Origin of the sequence: Streptomyces sp. NPDC091271 (assembly GCF_044757505.1) — a bacterium.
GTDB lineage: Bacteria > Actinomycetota > Actinomycetes > Streptomycetales > Streptomycetaceae > Streptomyces.
Window position 1 is genome coordinate 481,088 of the sequence record NZ_JBIVVD010000001.1, and the last position, 18,772, is coordinate 499,859.

The 18,772-nt window shown below is 71.6% G+C and carries 22 protein-coding genes and 1 pseudogene; 19 read left to right on the forward strand and 4 right to left on the reverse strand.

What is annotated here, in order from left to right:
* Positions 1 to 6: 6 nt before the first annotated feature.
* The 4 genes from ACIQM3_RS02445 (at position 7) to glmM (ending at position 4,451) form a co-directional block, all read left to right on the forward strand.
* On the forward strand, positions 7 to 1,626 hold the full coding sequence (locus ACIQM3_RS02445; protein ID WP_401617679.1) for an ABC-F family ATP-binding cassette domain-containing protein: 1,620 nt from the start codon (positions 7 to 9) through the stop codon (positions 1,624 to 1,626).
* A 229-nt stretch (positions 1,627 to 1,855) separates the two neighbouring features.
* Positions 1,856 to 2,299 (forward strand): 50S ribosomal protein L13, encoded by a 444-nt coding sequence (gene rplM, locus ACIQM3_RS02450; protein ID WP_030914195.1) that lies wholly within the window; start codon positions 1,856 to 1,858, stop codon positions 2,297 to 2,299.
* Between the two features lie 45 nt (positions 2,300 to 2,344).
* Complete coding sequence (gene rpsI, locus ACIQM3_RS02455; RefSeq protein ID WP_362888532.1) at positions 2,345 to 2,872, forward strand: 30S ribosomal protein S9; 528 nt, start codon at positions 2,345 to 2,347, stop codon at positions 2,870 to 2,872.
* Between the two features lie 220 nt (positions 2,873 to 3,092).
* Complete coding sequence (glmM, locus tag ACIQM3_RS02460; RefSeq protein ID WP_401617683.1) at positions 3,093 to 4,451, forward strand: phosphoglucosamine mutase; 1,359 nt, start codon at positions 3,093 to 3,095, stop codon at positions 4,449 to 4,451.
* Between the two features lie 7 nt (positions 4,452 to 4,458).
* Here glmM and ACIQM3_RS02465 read toward each other — a convergent pair whose 3' ends face one another.
* Both ACIQM3_RS02465 and coaA read right to left on the reverse strand, forming a co-directional pair.
* A complete protein-coding gene (locus ACIQM3_RS02465; protein WP_401617685.1) occupies positions 4,459 to 5,418 on the reverse strand; it encodes a DUF389 domain-containing protein in 960 nt (319 codons plus the stop codon).
* 18 nt (positions 5,419 to 5,436) lie between these two features.
* The gene (coaA, locus tag ACIQM3_RS02470) at positions 5,437 to 6,429 is read right to left on the reverse strand and encodes a type I pantothenate kinase (protein ID WP_401617688.1); all 993 of its coding nucleotides are present in this window, start codon (positions 6,427 to 6,429) and stop codon (positions 5,437 to 5,439) included.
* Between the two features lie 132 nt (positions 6,430 to 6,561).
* Between coaA and ACIQM3_RS02475 the strand changes: the two genes are divergently transcribed.
* On the forward strand, positions 6,562 to 6,783 hold the full coding sequence (locus tag ACIQM3_RS02475; protein WP_401617691.1) for a type II toxin-antitoxin system VapB family antitoxin: 222 nt from the start codon (positions 6,562 to 6,564) through the stop codon (positions 6,781 to 6,783).
* Positions 6,780 to 7,190: a PIN domain-containing protein gene (locus tag ACIQM3_RS02480; protein WP_401617694.1), complete on the forward strand. Its 411-nt coding sequence runs from the start codon at positions 6,780 to 6,782 to the stop codon at positions 7,188 to 7,190. The genes ACIQM3_RS02475 and ACIQM3_RS02480 overlap by 4 nt, the downstream gene beginning before the upstream one ends.
* On the opposite strand, the pseudogene ACIQM3_RS02485 reads toward ACIQM3_RS02480, so the two are convergent.
* Positions 7,181 to 7,339: pseudogene (locus ACIQM3_RS02485) on the reverse strand (RNA polymerase subunit sigma-70); the annotation flags it as partial. The gene ACIQM3_RS02480 and the pseudogene ACIQM3_RS02485 overlap by 10 nt on opposite strands.
* 80 nt (positions 7,340 to 7,419) lie before the next feature.
* Here ACIQM3_RS02485 and glmS point away from each other — a divergent pair.
* The 8 genes from glmS (at position 7,420) to ACIQM3_RS02525 (ending at position 14,928) form a co-directional block, all read left to right on the forward strand.
* A complete protein-coding gene (gene glmS, locus ACIQM3_RS02490; RefSeq protein WP_401617697.1) occupies positions 7,420 to 9,267 on the forward strand; it encodes a glutamine--fructose-6-phosphate transaminase (isomerizing) in 1,848 nt (615 codons plus the stop codon).
* Positions 9,268 to 9,279: 12 nt separating this feature from the next.
* The gene (locus ACIQM3_RS02495) at positions 9,280 to 9,648 is read left to right on the forward strand and encodes a holo-ACP synthase (protein WP_362934985.1); all 369 of its coding nucleotides are present in this window, start codon (positions 9,280 to 9,282) and stop codon (positions 9,646 to 9,648) included.
* 3 nt (positions 9,649 to 9,651) lie between these two features.
* A complete protein-coding gene (locus ACIQM3_RS02500; protein ID WP_401617700.1) occupies positions 9,652 to 11,097 on the forward strand; it encodes an NAD(P)H-hydrate dehydratase in 1,446 nt (481 codons plus the stop codon).
* Positions 11,098 to 11,134: 37 nt separating this feature from the next.
* On the forward strand, positions 11,135 to 11,518 hold the full coding sequence (locus ACIQM3_RS02505) for a DUF488 domain-containing protein (RefSeq protein WP_401617703.1): 384 nt from the start codon (positions 11,135 to 11,137) through the stop codon (positions 11,516 to 11,518).
* Positions 11,519 to 11,579: 61 nt separating this feature from the next.
* Complete coding sequence (gene alr / locus ACIQM3_RS02510) at positions 11,580 to 12,755, forward strand: alanine racemase (protein ID WP_401617705.1); 1,176 nt, start codon at positions 11,580 to 11,582, stop codon at positions 12,753 to 12,755.
* Between the two features lie 51 nt (positions 12,756 to 12,806).
* Positions 12,807 to 14,033: an alpha/beta fold hydrolase gene (locus ACIQM3_RS02515; protein ID WP_401617708.1), complete on the forward strand. Its 1,227-nt coding sequence runs from the start codon at positions 12,807 to 12,809 to the stop codon at positions 14,031 to 14,033.
* Between the two features lie 19 nt (positions 14,034 to 14,052).
* Complete coding sequence (gene tsaE / locus ACIQM3_RS02520; protein ID WP_401617711.1) at positions 14,053 to 14,595, forward strand: tRNA (adenosine(37)-N6)-threonylcarbamoyltransferase complex ATPase subunit type 1 TsaE; 543 nt, start codon at positions 14,053 to 14,055, stop codon at positions 14,593 to 14,595.
* A 150-nt stretch (positions 14,596 to 14,745) separates the two neighbouring features.
* Complete coding sequence (locus ACIQM3_RS02525; RefSeq protein ID WP_401617714.1) at positions 14,746 to 14,928, forward strand: hypothetical protein; 183 nt, start codon at positions 14,746 to 14,748, stop codon at positions 14,926 to 14,928.
* A gap of 25 nt (positions 14,929 to 14,953) precedes the next feature.
* Here the strand turns inward: ACIQM3_RS02525 and ACIQM3_RS02530 are convergent, their stop codons facing one another.
* Entirely contained in the window at positions 14,954 to 15,544 is a 591-nt protein-coding gene (locus tag ACIQM3_RS02530; protein WP_401617717.1) for a hypothetical protein, read from the reverse strand.
* A gap of 135 nt (positions 15,545 to 15,679) precedes the next feature.
* Between ACIQM3_RS02530 and tsaB the strand changes: the two genes are divergently transcribed.
* The 5 genes from tsaB (at position 15,680) to ACIQM3_RS02555 (ending at position 18,762) form a co-directional block, all read left to right on the forward strand.
* A complete protein-coding gene (gene tsaB / locus ACIQM3_RS02535) occupies positions 15,680 to 16,327 on the forward strand; it encodes a tRNA (adenosine(37)-N6)-threonylcarbamoyltransferase complex dimerization subunit type 1 TsaB (protein ID WP_401619944.1) in 648 nt (215 codons plus the stop codon).
* Positions 16,324 to 16,815: a ribosomal protein S18-alanine N-acetyltransferase gene (gene rimI / locus ACIQM3_RS02540; protein WP_099173822.1), complete on the forward strand. Its 492-nt coding sequence runs from the start codon at positions 16,324 to 16,326 to the stop codon at positions 16,813 to 16,815. Before tsaB ends, rimI begins: the two co-directional genes overlap by 4 nt.
* Positions 16,815 to 17,933: a tRNA (adenosine(37)-N6)-threonylcarbamoyltransferase complex transferase subunit TsaD gene (gene tsaD / locus ACIQM3_RS02545; RefSeq protein ID WP_401617719.1), complete on the forward strand. Its 1,119-nt coding sequence runs from the start codon at positions 16,815 to 16,817 to the stop codon at positions 17,931 to 17,933. Before rimI ends, tsaD begins: the two co-directional genes overlap by 1 nt.
* Positions 17,930 to 18,199, forward strand: coding sequence for a hypothetical protein (locus ACIQM3_RS02550; protein ID WP_401617722.1), 270 nt, complete (start codon positions 17,930 to 17,932; stop codon positions 18,197 to 18,199). Before tsaD ends, ACIQM3_RS02550 begins: the two co-directional genes overlap by 4 nt.
* 98 nt (positions 18,200 to 18,297) lie before the next feature.
* Positions 18,298 to 18,762: a VOC family protein gene (locus tag ACIQM3_RS02555; RefSeq protein ID WP_401617725.1), complete on the forward strand. Its 465-nt coding sequence runs from the start codon at positions 18,298 to 18,300 to the stop codon at positions 18,760 to 18,762.
* Positions 18,763 to 18,772 lie beyond the last annotated feature (10 nt).

Consider the following 18,772-nt stretch of genomic DNA (forward strand, 5'->3'; position numbering starts at 1 on the left):
CTGTGCATGGGACATCTTGAAGCGGGCCATCTGGAGTACTACCTACCGGACGGACGGGTGCTGCTCGGCGACGCTTCGTTCCGGGTGGCCGACGGCGCCGTCGTCGCCCTCGTCGGCGCGAACGGGGCGGGCAAGACGACGCTGCTGAAGCTGCTCGCCGGGGAACTCCAGCCGCACGGCGGCTCGGTCTCGGTGAGCGGCGGGCTGGGCGTGATGGCCCAGTTCGTGGGCTCCGTACGGGACGAGCGGACCGTCCGCGACCTGCTGGTGTCCGTGGCCCAGCCCCGCATCAGGGAGGCGGCGAAGGCGGTCGACGCGGCCGAGGAGCGCATCCTCACCGTGGACGACGAGGCCGCGCAGATGGCGTACGCGCAGGCGCTCAGCGACTGGGCGGAGGCGCGGGGGTACGAGGCCGAGACGCTGTGGGACATGTGCACCACGGCCGCGCTCGGCGTCCCGTACGAGAAGGCGCAGTGGCGTGAGGTGCGCACGCTCAGCGGGGGTGAGCAGAAGCGGCTGGTGCTGGAGGCGCTGCTGAGGGGCCCGGACGAGGTGCTGCTGCTGGACGAGCCGGACAACTATCTGGACGTACCCGGCAAGCGGTGGCTGGAGGAGAGGCTCAAGGAGACCCGTAAGACGGTCCTCTTCGTCTCCCACGACCGGGAGCTGCTCTCGCGGGCCGCCGAGAAGATCGTGAGCGTGGAGCCCAGCCCCGCCGGCTCGGACGTCTGGGTGCACGGCGGCGGATTCGGGACGTACCACCAGGCCCGCAAGGAGCGGTTCGCGCGCTTCGAGGAGCTCCTGCGGCGCTGGGAGGAGGAGCACGCCCGGCTGAAGGCCCTCGTCCTGCGGATGCGGCAGCAGGCGGCGAACAGCCCCGACATGGCGAACCGCTACCACGCGATGCAGACCCGCTTCAAGAAGTTCGAGGAGGCGGGCCCGCCGCCGGAGCCGCCCCGCGAGCAGGACATCAGGATGCGGCTGCGCGGCGGGCGGACCGGGGTGCGGGCGGTGACGTGCGTCAACCTGGAGCTGACCGGCCTGATGAAGCCGTTCGACCTGGAGATCTACTACGGCGAGCGGGTGGCGGTCCTCGGCTCCAACGGGTCGGGGAAGTCGCACTTCCTGCGGCTGCTGGCCGGGGAGCCGGTCGCGCACACCGGTGAGTGGAAGCTCGGGGCACGGGTCGTGCCCGGCCACTTCGCGCAGACGCACGCCCACCCGGAGCTGCTGGGCAAGACGCTCGTCGAGATCCTGTGGACGGAGCACGCCAAGGACCGCGGCGGCGCGATGTCGGTGCTGCGGCGCTACGAGCTGGAGCGCCAGGGCGACCAGGCCTTCGAGAGGCTGTCCGGCGGGCAGCAGGCGCGGTTCCAGATCCTGCTCCTGGAGCTGGCCGGCACGACCGCGCTGCTGCTGGACGAGCCGACGGACAACCTCGACCTGGAGTCGGCCGAGGCCCTGCAGGACGGGCTCGAGGTGTACGACGGGACGGTCATGGCCGTCACGCACGACCGCTGGTTCGCGAAGTCCTTCGACCGCTATCTGGTCTTCGGCTCGGACGGGGTGGTGCGGGAGTCCACGGAGCCCGTCTGGGACGAGCGCAGGGTCGTGCGGGAGCGGTAGGACCGGCGCGTTTTGACCCGTCCCGGGCGGGGCGGGTACTGTCGGTGGTTGTTATACGTATCGGCTCTGTCGTTCTCACGCGCACAGCTCTTACGTAGGTTCTCTGGAGCAGTTACCAGTGGCTCGCATACGGGCTCGTTCCCGGCATTGTGTGCCCCAGCTGCATGATCGCTTCAGGGGTGCCATGTGTTGTCTGGACCTCATCCACTGAAGAAGCGAAGGCTACGAAGTGCGTACGTACAGCCCCAAGCCCGGCGATGTCACTCGCCAGTGGCACATCATCGACGCTGAGGACATCGTCCTCGGCCGTCTGGCCACCACGGCTGCGAACCTCCTCCGAGGCAAGCACAAGGCGATCTACGCCCCCCACATGGACATGGGCGACTTCGTCATCATCATCAACGCCGAGAAGGTTCACCTCTCCGGTAACAAGAAGACCCAGAAGATGGCGTACCGCCACTCGGGCTTCCCGGGCGGTCTCCGTTCCGTGCGTTACGACGAGCTCCTCTCGAAGAACCCCGAGAAGGCTGTCGAGAAGGCCATCAAGGGCATGATCCCCAAGAACACCCTGGGCCGTCAGATGCTCTCGAAGCTCAAGGTCTACGCGGGCGACCAGCACCCGCACGCTGCGCAGCAGCCGGTCCCGTTCGAGATCACCCAGGTCGCGCAGTAGTTCCGGCCTCCCCCCTAAGACGTAAAGAAAGATCTGAGGAGCATCGTGGCCGAGACCACTGTTGAGACGCCCGTCGAGGGCACCGAGGGCGAAGAGACCTTCGCCGAGGTGACCACCTTCGAGTCGGAGGTCCCCGTCGAGGGTGAGTACACCTCCGAGTCGCTCGCGGGCCGCTTCGGCGACCCGCAGCCCGCGGCCGGCCTGGGCCGCCGCAAGAACGCCATCGCCCGCGTCCGGATCGTTCCGGGCACCGGCAAGTGGAAGATCAACGGTCGCACCCTTGAGGACTACTTCCCCAACAAGGTGCACCAGCAGGAAGTCAACGAGCCCTTCAAGGTGCTCGAGCTCGACGGCCGCTACGACGTCATCGCCCGCATCTCGGGTGGCGGCGTCTCCGGTCAGGCCGGCGCCCTGCGCCTCGGCGTGGCCCGCGCGCTGAACGAGGCGGACGCGGACAACAACCGCGCCACGCTGAAGAAGGCCGGCTTCCTCTCCCGCGACGACCGTGCGGTCGAGCGCAAGAAGGCCGGTCTCAAGAAGGCCCGTAAGGCCCCGCAGTACAGCAAGCGCTAAATCGCCTGCTCGTCTGCTTCACACGCTCGCCCCGGCGGCACTTCTCGTGCTGCTGGGGCGTTCGTTTATCAACCCGTGCGGGCGTATAACGGCATAAGACGTTTGCACGTTCATAGGGTCGGCAGCCCCAGGCGCACCCTTCTTTGTTGTGCCTTGCCTCGCTTCGCCCTGTTTTGATTACTTTGGTTTTGCGGTTTCGGAGCACCTTCGGAGGACACCAGTGGGACGACTCTTCGGCACGGACGGCGTGCGCGGCGTCGCCAACGCGGACCTGACAGCCGAGCTCGCGCTCGGCCTCTCGGTCGCGGCGGCGCACGTACTGGCCGAAGCGGGCACCTTCGAGGGGCATCGGGCCACCGCGCTGGTGGGCCGCGACCCCCGTGCGTCCGGAGAGTTCCTGGAGGCCGCCGTCGTGGCGGGCCTGGCCAGCGCCGGCGTGGACGTGCTGCGTGTCGGGGTGCTGCCCACCCCTGCCGTGGCGTACCTCACCGGCGCGCTGGGCGCGGACATCGGCGTCATGCTCTCGGCCAGCCACAACGCGATGCCGGACAACGGCATCAAGTTCTTCGCGCGCGGCGGGCACAAGCTCGCCGACGAGCTGGAGGACCGCATCGAGACGGTCTACGAGCAGCACCGCACCGGTGAGCCGTGGAGCCGGCCGACCGGCGCGGGCGTGGGCCGCGTCACCGACTACACCGAGGGCTTCGACCGGTACGTCGCCCACCTCATCGGTGTCCTCCCGAACCGGCTCGACGGACTGAAGGTCGTCCTCGACGAGGCGCACGGCGCCGCCGCCCGCGTCTCGCCCGAGGCCTTCACCCGGGCCGGGGCCGAGATCGTCACCATCGGCGCCGAGCCGGACGGCCTGAACATCAACGACGGCTGCGGCTCCACGCACCTGGAGCTGCTCCGGGCCGCCGTCGTCGAGCACGGCGCGGACCTGGGCATCGCGCACGACGGGGACGCGGACCGCTGCCTGGCGGTGGACGCGACCGGCGCGGAGGTCGACGGCGACCAGATCCTGGCCGTGCTCGCCCTCGCCATGCGCGACGCCGGCCAGCTGCGCAAGGACACCGTCGTCGGGACGGTCATGTCCAACCTCGGCTTCAAGATGGCGATGGAGCGGGAGGGCATCCAGCTCGTCCAGACCGCCGTCGGCGACCGCTACGTCCTGGAGTCGATGAAGGCCGAGGGCTTCGCGCTGGGCGGCGAGCAGTCCGGCCACGTCATCGTCCTGGACCACGCGACGACGGGTGACGGCACGCTGACCGGGCTGATGCTCGCGGCCCGGGTCGCCGCCACCGGACGTACGCTCGCCGACCTGGCGGGTGTGATGCAGCGCCTCCCGCAGATCCTCATCAACGTGCCGGACGTCGACAAGTCCCGCGTGGACACCTCGCCCGAGGTGGCCGCCGCGGTGTCCCAGGCCGAGCGCGAGCTCGGTGACACCGGTCGCGTGCTCCTGCGCAAGTCGGGCACCGAGCCGCTCGTACGGGTCATGGTCGAGGCGGCCGACCTCGAACAGGCCCGCGCCGTGGCCGGGCAGCTGGCCGACGTGGTGAAGTCCGCGCTCGGCTGACGGCTGATCAACTCCCGGACGGGCCCGGCCTCACGGACGGGCCCGTCCTGCGTTGCCAGGCCCACAGCGCCCTCTGGATCAGCAGCGTCAGGGTCCCCGCCACCACGATGCCGCCGAGGTTGGCCAGCAGCTGTGCCGACGATCCCCAGGTCTGGTCGAGATCCTGGTAGCTGAAGGCGACCGCCGCGTTGGCGGCGGCCGGCACGGTCGTCACCGAGATCGCCACGCCGATCAGGGCCCCGGACTTCGCAGAGGTCAGCGAGAGCGTCCCCGCGATGCCCGCCAGGAGCGCCACCACGAACGACATCCAGTCCGGGTGCCAGATGAAGCCGGTGTTGGGCCTCTCCGCCTCGACCATGTCCTGGGTGAACAGCCCGAGCGCGTCCATCAGCCAGGCGAAGCCGGCCGTCAGGACCATCGCCACCGCGAAGCCGCCGATCAGCGCCCACAGCGAGCGCGCCACCAGCCGGGGCGCGCGCTGCACCAGCGCCGTCGAGATGCCGGCCAGCGGGCCGAACTCCGGGCCCACCGCCATCGCGCCCACGATCAGGACGGCGTTGTCCAGCATCACGCCGCACGCGGCGAGCATCGTCGCGAGGGCGAGGAAGGCCACATAGGTGGCGCTGAAGGTCGACTCCTCGTGCGTCACCTCGCTCAGCTCTTCCCAGAGCACCGCGTCCGCGCCTTCGCCCGGAGCCGCGCGTTCGGCCTCGTCGGCGCGCTTGGAGAGGGTGAGGTCCATGTTCTCGACGGTGATGGAACCGCAGTCGTCGATGCCCATCCTCCGCAGGGAGCCGATGAGTTCGTCACCGGCCTCCCGCGCCACGTCGCACAGGACCACATCGCCCACCGGGCTGCGCGCGGCACCCGCGATCACCGCGAGATGGGCGGTGCCCACGGTCCGTTCGAGCAGTCCGACCACCTCGTCGGTGCGGTCGGCGGGCACGATGAGGCGCAGATGCAGCACGGTGCACCCTTTCCGGGGTCAGAGCTTGCGCAGTGACAGACGCTGGACCTTGTGGTCCGGTCCCTTGCGGAGCACAAGGGTGGCACGGCCGCGCGTCGGCGCCACGTTCTCCAGCAGGTTGGGCTTGTTGATGGTCCGCCACATCGTGCGCGCGTAGTCCAGCGCCTCCTCCTCGGAGACCTGGGTGTACTTGCGGAAGTACGAGAACGGGTTCTGGAACGCCGTCTCGCGCAGCCTGCGGAAGCGGTGGAGGTACCAGGTCTCGATGTCCTCGGCCCTCGCGTCGACGTACACGCTGAAGTCGAAGTAGTCCGCGAGTCCGACCCTGGTCCGCCCGTCCTTGCCGGGCAGGGCGGGCTGAAGGACGTTCAGCCCTTCGACGATCAGGATGTCGGGGCGGCGCACGGTCAGCCGCTCACCCGGCACGATGTCGTAGATCAGGTGCGAGTAGACGGGAGCGGTCACCTCGTCCTTGCCCGCCTTGATGTCGGCGACGAACCGGGTCAGCGCACGCCGGTCGTAGGACTCGGGGAACCCCTTGCGCGACATCAGGCCCCGTGACTCGAGCTCCTTCATCGGCAGCAGGAAGCCGTCGGTCGTCACCAGCTCCACCCGGGGGTGCTCCGGCCAGCGCGCCAGCAGCGCCTGCAGGATGCGGGCGGTGGTGGACTTGCCGACCGCGACGCTCCCGGCGACCCCTATGACGAACGGGGTGCCCCGCTGCTCGCCGTGCCCGTTGCCCGCGTCGCCCAGGAAGGTGTTCAGGGCGCCGCGCAGGCCCGAGGTGGCCTGGACGTACAGGTTGAGCAGCCGGGAGAGCGGGAGGTAGACGTCCCGGACCTCGTCGAGGTCGATGACGTCGCCGAGCCCTCTCAGCTTCTCGACCTCCTCGGCGGTCAGCGGCAGCGGAGTCTTGTCACGCAGGGCGCTCCACTCGGCCCGGGTCAGGTCGACGTAGGGCGTCGGCGCGTGCTCGGTGCGGCGGGGGCTCCGTGCGGGTGAGGTGATCACCTACTCATTGTTGCGGGAGTTCCAACGGAGCGGGGGGTGGGGTCGGTCACGTGAGCTCGCGGGCGGCGCCCTGTATGTGGATGGCCTACGATTTTTTGTACATGACCCACATCGCTTGAAGGGAGGCGCCGGATGTCCGTCACCCAGATCGACATAGACGACGACGCGCTGGAACGCACCATGGCGCTGTCCAAGGCCAGGACCAAGAAGGAAGCCGTCAATCTGGCGCTCCGGTACTACGCGGACCAGCAGGACCGTGCGGCGCGCATCAGCCGGCATTTCGAGCGGGCCCAGCGCTGGGGAGCTGTGGAGGATGCCGAGCGCCGCCACCGTGCGGAGAAGGACCATCGGTGATCTACCTGCTCGACACGTCCGGGCTTGTCCGGTTGCTCGGTGACGCCGAGTTGCAGTCCGCCTGGTACGACACCATCTGCGCCGATGCGGTTGGCTCCTGCTATCCGCAACGCGCCGAGTTCTTGTTCAGCGCCCGGACCGGGGGCGAGTACGACGAGATCGTCGAGATGTTCACCGACCTGTATCCCGATGTCCCGGTGCCGAAGAGCGCGGGAGGCTGGATCGGGGCGGTACAGCAGCGAATGGCCCGGGCCGGGCAGCATCGGAGTGCCTCGGCCGTGGATCTGATCGTTGCCGCTACCGCTGCCCACCACGGGCTGACCGTCCTGCATGACGATGCCGACTACCGCACCGTCGCCAGGCACGCCCCCGACCTGCGGGAGCACCGTATCCACGACGTCGGCTGAGCCGTGTCGTCCGCCGCGCCCTCCCCGAGGCGGCGGGCGGTGTACCGGTGGCTGTCCGCCGCGTGGCGGTCGTACAGCCCGGCGAAGAGCTCCGGCTCGTCGAGGGACATCCGGCGCCCCTGTTGCCCGCACGGGCCGGACAGGTTCATGGTCCGAACGGACACTTTTGGCGCAGCGCCGGACCCTTCGGCGCCGCCCCCCGCCAGGGGACCAGCCTTATGGTGTCGTTATGTGCGGAATCGTGGGTTATGTCGGGGCGCAGTCGGCGCAGGATGTCGTTGTCGCGGGGCTGAAGCGGCTGGAGTACCGGGGGTACGACTCCGCCGGGGTCGCCGTCCTCGCGGACGGGGGGCTGGCCTCCGCGAAGAAGGCGGGGAAGCTCCTCAACCTGGAGAAGGAGCTCAAGGACCGGCCGCTGCCGGCCGGGAACACCGGCCTCGGGCACACCCGTTGGGCCACGCACGGCGGGCCCACCGATGCCAACGCCCACCCGCACCTGGACAACGCGGGCCGGGTCGCCGTCGTGCACAACGGGATCATCGAGAACTTCGCCGCCCTGCGCGAGGAGTTGGCCGGGCGGGGCCATGACCTGACCTCCGAGACCGACACCGAGGTGGTCGCCCATCTGCTCGCCGAGGCGTACTCCTCCGGCGGTGACCTGGCGGAAGCCATGCGGCAGGTGTGCCGGCAGCTGGAGGGGGCGTTCACGCTGGTCGCCGTGCACGCGGACGAGCCCGGCGTGGTCCTCGGGGCCCGGCGGAACTCGCCGCTGGTCGTCGGAGTGGGGGACGGGGAGATGTTCCTGGCCTCCGACGTGGCCGCCTTCATCGCGCACACCCGGGACGCGATCGAGCTGGGCCAGGACCAGGTGGTCGAGCTGGGCCGGGACGGGGTGACGGTCACCGGTTTCGACGGCCTGCCCGCCGACGTACGCGAGTACCACGTGGACTGGGACGCGTCGGCCGCCGAGAAGGGCGGCTACGACTCCTTCATGCTCAAGGAGATCGCCGACCAGCCCAAGGCCGTCGCCGACACGCTGCTCGGCCGGATCGACGGCTCGGGCGCGCTCCACCTCGACGAGGTGCGCATCCCGCCGGGTGTGCTCCGCGAGGTCGACAAGGTCGTCGTCGTCGCCTGCGGTACCGCCTTCCACGCCGGAATGATCGCCAAGTACGCCATCGAGCACTGGACCAGGCTGCCCTGCGAGACGGAGCTCGCCAGCGAGTTCCGCTACCGCGACCCGATCCTGGACCAGCGCACCCTCGTCGTCGCCATCTCGCAGTCCGGCGAGACGATGGACACGCTGATGGCGGTCCGGCACGCCCGTGAGCAGGGGGCGAGGGTCCTCGCCATCTGCAACACGAACGGGTCGACCATCCCCAGGGAGTCGGACGCGGTCCTCTACACGCACGCGGGGCCGGAGGTCGCCGTCGCCTCCACAAAGGCGTTCCTGACCCAGCTGGTCGCCTGCTACCTCGTCGCGCTCTACCTCGGACAGGTGCGCGGCACCAAGTGGGGCGACGAGATCCGCACGGTCGTGCGCCAGCTCTCCGAGATGTCCGGCGCCGTCGAACGCGTGCTGGGGACCATGGAGCCGGTGCGCGAACTGGCCCGCTCCCTTGCCGCCAACGACACCGTGCTCTTCGTGGGCCGGCACGTGGGCTACCCGGTGGCCATGGAAGGCGCGCTCAAGCTCAAGGAGCTCGCGTACATGCACGCCGAGGGCTTCGCCGCGGGGGAGCTCAAGCACGGTCCGATCGCCCTGATCGAGGAGGGGCTGCCGGTCGTCGTGATCGTGCCGTCCCCGCGCGGCCGTTCGGTGCTGCACGACAAGATCGTGTCGAACATCCAGGAGATCCGGGCCCGTGGCGCCCTTACCGTCGTCATCGCGGAGGAGGGCGACGAGGAGGTCGTCCCGTACGCCGATCACCTCATCAGGATCCCGGCTACGCCTACGCTGCTTCAGCCGCTGGTCGCCACGGTGCCGTTGCAGGTCTTCGCCTGCGAGCTGGCGACCGCCCGGGGCAACGAGGTGGACCAGCCGCGCAACCTGGCGAAGTCCGTGACAGTCGAATGAGTGAGTGAGCGCGTGATCATTGGGGTCGGGATCGATGTGGCGGAGATCGAGCGCTTCGGCGCCGCGCTGGGGCGCACGCCGCAGCTGGCCGAGCGGCTCTTCCTGGAGCGGGAGTTGCTGCTGCCCGGCGGGGAACGGCGGGGGATCGCCTCGCTGGCGGCCAGGTTCGCCGCGAAGGAGGCCCTGGCCAAGGCGCTCGGCGCACCGGGCGGCCTGCTCTGGACCGACGCCGAGGTGTGCGTCGAGGACAGCGGGAAGCCGCGCCTGGAGGTCCGCGGCACCGTCGCGGCCCGGGCGGCCGAGCTCGGCGTGCGCAGCTGGCACGTCTCGCTCAGCCACGACGCGGGGGTGGCGTCCGCCGTGGTGATCGCGGAGGGTTGAGGTATGCGACATGCCTACAGCGTCGAGACCGTACGGACCGCCGAGAAGGCGCTCATGGCACGCCTGCCGGAGGGCGCGCTGATGCAGCGCGCCGCCGCCGGGCTCGCGGTGGCCTGCGGTGACCTGCTCCGGCGCAACGGGCGGGTGTACGGGTCCCGGGTGCTGCTCCTCGTCGGCAGCGGCGACAACGGCGGCGACACGCTGTACGCCGGGGCCCGGCTGGCCCGGCGCGGAGCCGGCGTACGGGCCGTGCTGACCTCGCCGGACAAGGTCCACCGGGCCGCACTCGCCGCCCTGCTGGCCGCCGGCGGGCAGGTCCTGGACACCCCCGACGGGCTGAGCCCCGTCGACCTCGTCGTCGACGGCATCACCGGGATCGGCGGCCGCGGCGGCCTGCGCCCCGAGGCCGCCGAGCTGGTCCGCGCGGTCACCGGGGGCCATGCGCCCGTGCTCGCGGTGGACCTGCCGAGCGGGGTCGAGGCGGACACCGGCCAGGTGCTCGGCGCGGCCGTACGGGCGGACGCGACGGTCACCTTCGGTACGTACAAGCCGGGGCTGCTCATCGACCCGGCCGCCGAACACGCGGGCGCCCTCCGGCTCGTCGACATCGGCCTGGCAACCGAACTGCCCGTCCGCCCCGACCTGGAGGCCCTCCAGTACGCCGATGTGGCCGCCCTGCTGCCCGTACCCGACGCCGAGAGCGACAAGTACCGGCGCGGGGTCGTCGGGGTGGCCGCGGGCTCGGAGCGGTACCCGGGCGCGGCCGTGCTCGCCGTCGCCGGGGCGCTGCGGGGCGGCGCCGGAGCCGTGCGGTACGCGGGCCCCGGGGCCGACGCGGTGATCGCCCGCTTCCCGGAGACGCTGGTGCACCCCGGGCCGCCGTCGAAGGCCGGGCGCGTCCAGGCGTGGGTGGTCGGGCCCGGGCTGGGCGACGGCGCGCAGGCCGCGACCGCGGTGTCCGACGTGCTGGCCGCGGACGTCCCCGTCCTGGTCGACGCGGACGGGCTGCGGCTGATGGACGCCGGGGCCGTACGGGAGCGGACCGCCGCCACCGTCCTGACCCCGCACGCCGGTGAGGCCGCCGCGCTGCTGGGCGTGGAGCGTGAGGAGGTCGAGGCGGGCCGGCTCGCCGCCGTACGGGAGCTGGCGGCGCGCTACCGCGCCACGGTGCTGCTGAAGGGCTCGACGACCCTCGTCGCGGAGGCCGGGGACACGCCCGTGCGGGTCAATCCGACCGGGACGTCCTGGCTGGCCACGGCAGGCAGCGGCGATGTGCTCTCCGGGCTGACCGGCTCGCTGCTGGCCGCGGGCCTCGCACCGCGCGACGCCGCGTCGGTGGGCGCCTATCTGCACGGGCTCGCGGCCCGCCGGACCTCCGACGGGGCGCCGGTCACGGCCCAGGACGTCGCGGACGCGGTACCGGCTGCCTGGCGGGACGTGCGGGCCTGATCCAGGCTGGAAGCACGGAAACGGGAGGTGGTCGGTCGTGGGCAGCGGCAGCGGCATCCGCGTACGCAGGGTCTACGACCCTCCGGAGGAGGACGACGGCACCCGCGTGCTCGTCGACCGGCTCTGGCCACGGGGGATCTCCAAGGAGCACGCGGCGGTGGACCTGTGGGCCAAGGACGTGACGCCTTCGAAGGAACTCCGCACCTGGTACCACGAGGACCGCGACGCCCGGTTCGACGACTTCGTGGACCGCTACCGGACCGAGCTCGGCGACAGCGCGCACACCGAGGCCGTCGAGCAGCTGCTCGCGCTGCTGCGCCGGGGCGGCGCCGTCACCCTCGTCACGGCGGTGAAGGAGGTCCCGGTCAGCCATGTCCCGGTCCTCGTCGAGCATCTGGAGCACGCCCTGGACCACCGCTGACCGCCTCACCGGGCACAGAGGGTCGAGGGCACAGGCGTACGGCTCTGAGACACTGGGCGCGATGAACGAGACAGCGACCCTGAGAGCCCGTGCCGAGATCGACCTCGCCGCGTTGCGCGCCAATGTGCGGAATCTGCGTGCGCGGGCGTCCGGGGCGCAGCTCATGGCCGTGGTGAAGTCCGACGCGTACGGGCACGGGGCGCTGCCCTGCGCCAGGGCGGCGCAGGAGGCCGGGGCGGCCTGGCTGGGCACCGCCACCCCGCAGGAGGCGCTCGCGCTGCGCGCGGCCGGCATCGGCGGCCGGCTGTTGTGCTGGCTGTGGACGCCGGGGGGCCCCTGGCGCGAGGCGGTCGAGGCCGACATCGATGTCTCGGTGAGCGGTATGTGGGCGCTCGACGAGGTCGTCGCCGCCGCCACTGAGGCAGGGGTCCCGGCCCGGGTCCAGCTCAAGGCCGACACGGGCCTGGGACGCAACGGCTGCCAGCCCGCCGACTGGCCCGCGCTCGTCTCGGCCGCCCGCGCAGCCGAGGACGCGGGCATCCTGCGCGTCACCGGCCTCTGGTCGCACTTCGCCTGCGCCGACGAGCCCGGCCACCCCTCGATCGCCGCCCAGCTGAACGTCTTCCGCGACATGGTGGCGTACGCCGAGAAGGAGGGCGTCCGGCCCGAGGTGCGGCACATCGCCAACTCCCCGGCGACGCTGACGGTGCCCGAGTCCCACTTCGATCTCGTGCGCACCGGTATCGCGATGTACGGCATCTCGCCCAGCCCCGAGCTGGGCACCCCGGCCGACTTCGGGCTGCGGCCCGTCATGACGCTCGCCGCCTCCGTCGCGCTGGTCAAGCAGGTTCCCCCGGGCCACGGCATCAGCTACGGGCACCACTACACGACCTCCGCCGAGACGACGCTCGCCCTGGTGCCGGTCGGCTACGCGGACGGCATCCCCCGCCATGCCTCCGGCCGGGGGCCCGTCCTCGTCGGAGGCGCCGTACGCAGGATCGCGGGCCGGGTGGCGATGGACCAGTTCGTGGTCGACCTCGGGGGCGACGTCCTCGACGCGGGCGCGGAAGCGGTGCTCTTCGGGCCGGGCGACCGGGGCGAGCCGAGCGCCGAGGACTGGGCGCAGGCGGCGGACACGATCGCGTACGAGATCGTCACACGCATCGGCTCACGCGTCCCCCGCGTCCATCTCCACGAGGGCCTGATCCAGACGAAAGGCCCTCAAGGCCGGGACTGACACCCCGGCCCGGCGGACCCGACCACATCGACGACGAAGGAGCACGGCACGGTGAGCGAGACCAGCGCCGAGGACGTGGTGGCGACGGCGGCCGTCGCAGCGGCCGGCTGGCGCCGGGCGGGCGTCGCCGGGGCGGCGATAGGCGTCATCGCCGCGGGCGCGGCCGCGGGTGTCGCCGTCGAGCGGCTCACCGTCGGCCGGGGCATGCGCAAGAAGGCCCGCCTCGCCCTGGACGCCTCCGGTCCGTACGGCTCGCTGCGCGGGCAGCCCGGCCGGGCGGTCGCGGACGACGGCACCGAGCTGTACTACGAGGTCGACGAGACCGAGCCGGACGGCGGGACGGGCCGTGCGGGCGTGGGCGCCGGGGCGAGTGCCCCCGCGGGCTCCGGTCCGCGCCGGCGCAGGCTCTTCGGCAGCAAGGACCCCGCGCCCCTGACCGTCGTCTTCAGCCACGGCTACTGCCTCGGCCAGGACTCCTGGCACTTCCAGCGGGCGGCGCTGCGCGGCCTGGTCCGCGCGGTCTACTGGGACCAGCGCAGCCACGGGCGGTCCGAGCGGGGCAGGGCGCAGGCCGAGGGCGTACCGGTCGGCATCGACCAGCTCGGCCGCGATCTGAAGGCGGTCCTGGACGCGGCGGCTCCCGAGGGCCCGCTGGTGCTGGTCGGGCACTCCATGGGCGGCATGACGATGATGGCGCTCGCCGACCGGTATCCGGAGCTGATCCGCGACCGGGTGGCGGCGGTAGCGTTCGTGGGGACGTCGAGCGGCAAGCTCGGCGAGGTGAACTTCGGGCTGCCGGTGGCGGGTGTGAACGCGGTGCGCCGGGTGCTGCCCGGGGTCCTGAAGGCGCTGGGCTCGCAGGCGGAGCTGGTGGAGCGCGGGCGGCGGGCGACGGCCGACCTGTTCGCGGGGCTGATCAAGCGGTATTCGTTCGGGTCGCGGGACGTGGACCCGGCGGTCGCGCGGTTCGCGGAGCGGCTCATCGAGTCCACCCCGATCGACGTGGTCGCCGAGTTCTACCCGGCCTTCACGGAGCACGACAAGAGCGGGGCCCTGCCCGCCTTCCTCGGGCTTCCGGTGCTGATCCTGGCCGGTGACAAGGACCTCGTGACGCCGAGCTCGCACAGCGAGGCCATCGCGGACGAGCTTCCGGACGCGGAGCTGGTCATCGTGCCGGACGCCGGTCATCTGGTGATGCTGGAGCACCCCGAGACGGTGACCGACCGGCTCGCGGACCTGCTGGTGCGGATCGGAGCCGTTCCGGCCGAGGGGTGCTGATCCTCTACCGTTGGTCGGCATGGAAGCAGCGCACAACGGCCCCGTGGCCGACACCGTCGAACCGGGCACCGTCACCCTGGACGTCGCCGTCGAGTCCCCCGAAGAGATGAAGGAGCTGGGCCGCCGGATCGCCGGTGTGCTGGCCCCCGGCGACCTGGTGATGCTCAGCGGCGAGCTCGGCGCGGGCAAGACCACCCTGACCCGCGGCCTCGGTGAGGGCCTCGGGGTACGCGGTGCCGTCACCTCGCCGACCTTCGTGATCGCCCGGGTCCATCCGCCGCTGGGCGAGGGCCCCGCCCTGGTCCACGTCGACGCGTACCGCCTGGGCGGCGGTCTCGACGAGATGGAGGACCTGGACCTCGACGTGTCGCTGCCGGACTCGGTGATCGTCGTGGAGTGGGGCGACGGCAAGGTCGAGGAGCTGTCGGAGGACCGGCTGCGTGTGGTGATCGACCGCGCGGTCGGCGACACGGACGACGAGCGCCGCGCGGTGACCCTGATCGGGATCGGCGCGCGCTGGGCGGGGCTGGGCGCGGAGCTGGCGGCGCTCCGGGAGCTCTGAGGGGCGGCATCCGTACCCCTGCTTCCCGACGCTTTCCGACAGGACGTCGGTAAAATGTTGCGCCGGGGCGGCCCGTCGTGGTCACATGGGATACAGGGACTGGTTAGGTCTACCTAACCACGCCTCTCACCGAAGCCCGAGGAGGCATCCATGCCGGGACCCGAGCGTGAAGTGCAGCCGCAGCCGTCGCAGGCGGAGCCACCGTCGGCGTCCGCGGTGTCGATGAAGGACCTGCTGGCCTCCTGCGCCGCCGCGACGGCGGTGTCGACGCCGCCCCGCGACGAGCACACCGACGAGGGCGACGCCGAGGACTTGGGGCGCGACGCCGCGTAAGGCCCTCAGGAGCCCCTCAGGGCACTCAGGGGACGACGACGACCTTCACGCCGACCGTGGCGAAGGTCCACATCGCGTTGCCGTCGGCGCGCTTCATCCGCACGCCGCCGGTCTTCATCGTGGGGTCGGGGCTCTCCATCGAGTTGTCCTGCGCGGCGCTGAAGCCCACGGAGACGTCGCCGACGTTCGCGAAACGCACCACGTGTTCGATCGGGACGCCGTCCGAGCCCTTGATGCTGCCGGAGCGCGAGGTCACCGCGTAGACGCCGGGCAGCGGGTTCACGGAGCTGGGCATGACGGTGAACGTCCGGAGAGCCTTCTCCTTGTCGTCCACGATCCACACCCGGCGGTCCTTCAGCGCGTACACGACGCGGGTCCCCGTGTCGGAGTCCTCGGGGACCGCGAGCGGCTCCCTCGTGGCCTTGGGCTTCGCGGAGGGGGAGGCCGTCGCCCCGGAGGCCTTGTCCGAGGGCGCGGCGACCGAGTCGGGCACGTTGGCCGACGCCTGGTAGGCGAGGAAACAGACCGCGGCCAACGCCGCGGCAGTGAGCCCGGCCACGATTCCCGAGCTGCCCCTTGCCACCGTGAGGTCCCCTTTCACATGCGTCCGTCGCATGTCGTACAAGCATTTACGTCGTACACGCGTATACCCGGCGACGGTACCAGCAGCGGCAGGGCAGACCGGGACGTTGTACGGGCTGCCGTGACCGGGTCGGCGGAGCCGTAGGCTGTTTGTGTGCTGCTGCTCGCCATGGATACCGCCACCCCCGCCGTCACCGTCGCACTCCACGACGGGTCCTCCGTCGTGGCCGGGACAGGTCAGGTCGATGCCCGGAGGCACGGGGAGCTGCTGCTGCCCGCCGTCGACCGGGTCCTCGCCGAGGCCGGGGTGAAGCTCGACGCCGTGACCGACGTGGCCGTCGGCGTCGGCCCCGGCCCCTACACCGGGCTGCGCGTCGGCCTCGTCACCGCCGCGACCTTCGGCTCCGCCCTCTCCGTGCCGGTGCACGGACTCTGCACGCTGGACGCCCTCGCCTACGCCGCCGGACTGGACGGCCTCGAAGGCCCGTTCGCCGTGGCGACCGACGCGCGCCGCAAGGAGGTCTACTGGGCGCGGTACGAGGACTTCCGCACCCGGGACGGCGAGCCCGCCGTCGACCGGCCCGCCGACATCGCGGACCGGCTCGCCGGACTGCCCGTCGTCGGCGCGGGCGCGCTGCTCTACCCCGAGGCCTTCCCCGACGCCCGCGGCCCGGAACACGTCTCCGCCGCCGCGCTCGCCGCCCTGGCCGCCGAGCGGCTGGCCTCCGGTGCCGCACTGCTGCCGCCGCAGCCGCTCTATCTGCGCAGGCCCGACGCCCAGGTCCCGAAGAACTACAAGGTGGTCACCCCCAAGTGACCACCGCGACCGCTGTGCTCCGCGAGATGCGCTGGTGGGACATCGAGCCGGTGCTGGAGCTGGAACACGAGCTGTTCCCCGACGACGCCTGGTCCGCCGGCATGTTCTGGTCCGAGCTGGCCCGCGCGCGCGGCCCCCGGGCCACCCACCGCTACGTCGTCGCCGAGGACCCCGTCGACGGCCGGATCGTCGGCTACGCGGGCCTCGCCTCGGCCGGTGACCTCGCCGACGTCCAGACGATCGCGGTCAGCCGCGGCCAGTGGGGCGGCGGCCTCGGATCCGAACTCCTTACCGACCTGCTCCGGCACGCCACGGCCTTCGAGTGCACCGCCGTGCTCCTGGAGGTCCGTGTCGACAACACCCGCGCGCAGAAACTCTACGAACGCTTCGGCTTCGAACCCATCGGCTTCCGCCGTGGCTACTACCAGCCGGGGAACATCGACGCACTCGTCATGCGCCTGACCGTACAAGGAACAGAGACAGACTGATGGCTGACGAACCGCTCGTTCTCGGTATCGAGACCTCCTGCGACGAGACCGGCGTCGGTATCGTGCGCGGCACGACGCTCCTCGCCGACGCCGTGGCGTCCAGCGTCGAGACGCACGCCCGCTTCGGCGGTGTCGTCCCGGAGATCGCCTCCCGCGCCCACCTGGAATCGATGGTCCCCACCATCGAACGCGCCCTGAAGGACGCCGGGATCAGCGCCCGTGACCTCGACGGCATCGCCGTCACGGCCGGCCCCGGGCTCGCCGGGGCGCTGCTCGTCGGCGTATCGGCCGCCAAGGCGTACGCGTACGCGCTGAACAAGCCGCTGTACGGGGTGAACCACCTGGCCTCGCACATCTGCGTCGACCAGCTGGAACACGGCCCGCTGCCCGAGCCGACGATGGCGCTGCTGGTGAGCGGCGGGCACTCCTCGCTGCTGCTCGCCCCGGACATCACGAGTGACGTACGGCCGCTGGGCGCGACCATCGACGACGCGGCGGGCGAGGCGTTCGACAAGATCGCCCGGGTGCTGGACCTCGGCTTCCCCGGCGGCCCGGTCATCGACCGGCTGGCCAGGGAGGGCGACCCGAAGGCGATCGCGTTCCCGCGCGGACTGAGCGGCTCGCGCGATCCCGCGTACGACTTCTCCTTCTCCGGCCTCAAGACGTCCGTGGCGCGCTGGATCGAGGCGAAGCGCGCGGCCGGCGAGGACGTGCCCGTACGGGACGTGGCGGCGTCCTTCCAGGAGGCCGTCGTGGACGTCCTCACCCGCAAGGCCGTCCGGGCGTGCAAGGACGAGGGCGTCGACCACCTGATGATCGGCGGCGGCGTGGCGGCCAACTCGCGGCTGCGGGCGCTCGCCGAGGAGCGGTGCGAGAAGGCGGGCATCCGGCTGCGGGTCCCCAGGCCGGGGCTCTGCACGGACAACGGCGCCATGGTCGCCGCGCTGGGCGCGGAGATGGTCGCGCGCAACCGCCCGGTGTCGGACCTGGACCTCTCGGCGGACTCCTCGCTGCCGGTCACGGAGACCCATGTGCCGGGCGTCCACGGCCACGGCCACGGGCACAGCCACAGCCACGACCATGTGCACGAGGTCAGCAAGGACAACCTCTACTCATGACCGTCGCCCTCATGTGGGAGGCCCGCGCAGCCGAGGGCCGCGGCGCGGAGCTGCTGGAGTGGGCCCGGGCCCGGGCGGCCGAGCTGGCCCGGGAGCCACTCCGCGCCGAGCTGCTGCGGGCCCCGCAGGACCGGGTGCTCGTGCTGACCTGGTGGGTCGCGGGCTACGACGACGAGCTGCCGGAGCTGCCCGAGCCGGAGGCCGGGCTGATCAGCCGCCCGGTGCACCGGTGGCGGTTCGAATCCCTGGGTCCGGCGGTCGGCTGACGGGCGTACGGGCCGCGCGTGTTCCGATGAGTTCCGGGCGCGGGCCCGGTCTACCTTGCACGGCGAACGACGACGTTCCTTGTGCGAGGAGAGAGACCATGCAGAAGATCAGGCCCTGTCTGTGGTTCGACGGCCAGGCCCAGGAAGCCGCGGAGTTCTACGTCTCGGTCTTCGGCGGGGACTCCCGCGTCGTCGACATCAGCCGTAGTTCCGACGGGGCGCCGGGGGAGACCGGTTCGGTCCTGACGGTGGACTTCGTGCTCGCCGGCCAGGAGTACCTCGGTCTCAACGGCGGCCCGCACTTCCACTTCAGCGAGGCCATCTCGCTCAGCGTGGACTGCGCGGACCAGGAAGAGGTCGACACCCTGTGGGCGAAGCTCACCGACGGCGGTGAGGAGAGCATGTGCGGGTGGCTGAAGGACAGGTACGGCCTGTCCTGGCAGATCGTCCCGCGCGCGCTGCCCGAGCTGCTCGGCGATCCTGACAGGGCCAAGGCCGACCGCGTGATGAAGGCGATGATGGGGATGCGGAAGCTGGACGTGCAGGCCCTGCGGGACGCCTGAGGCGCGCAGC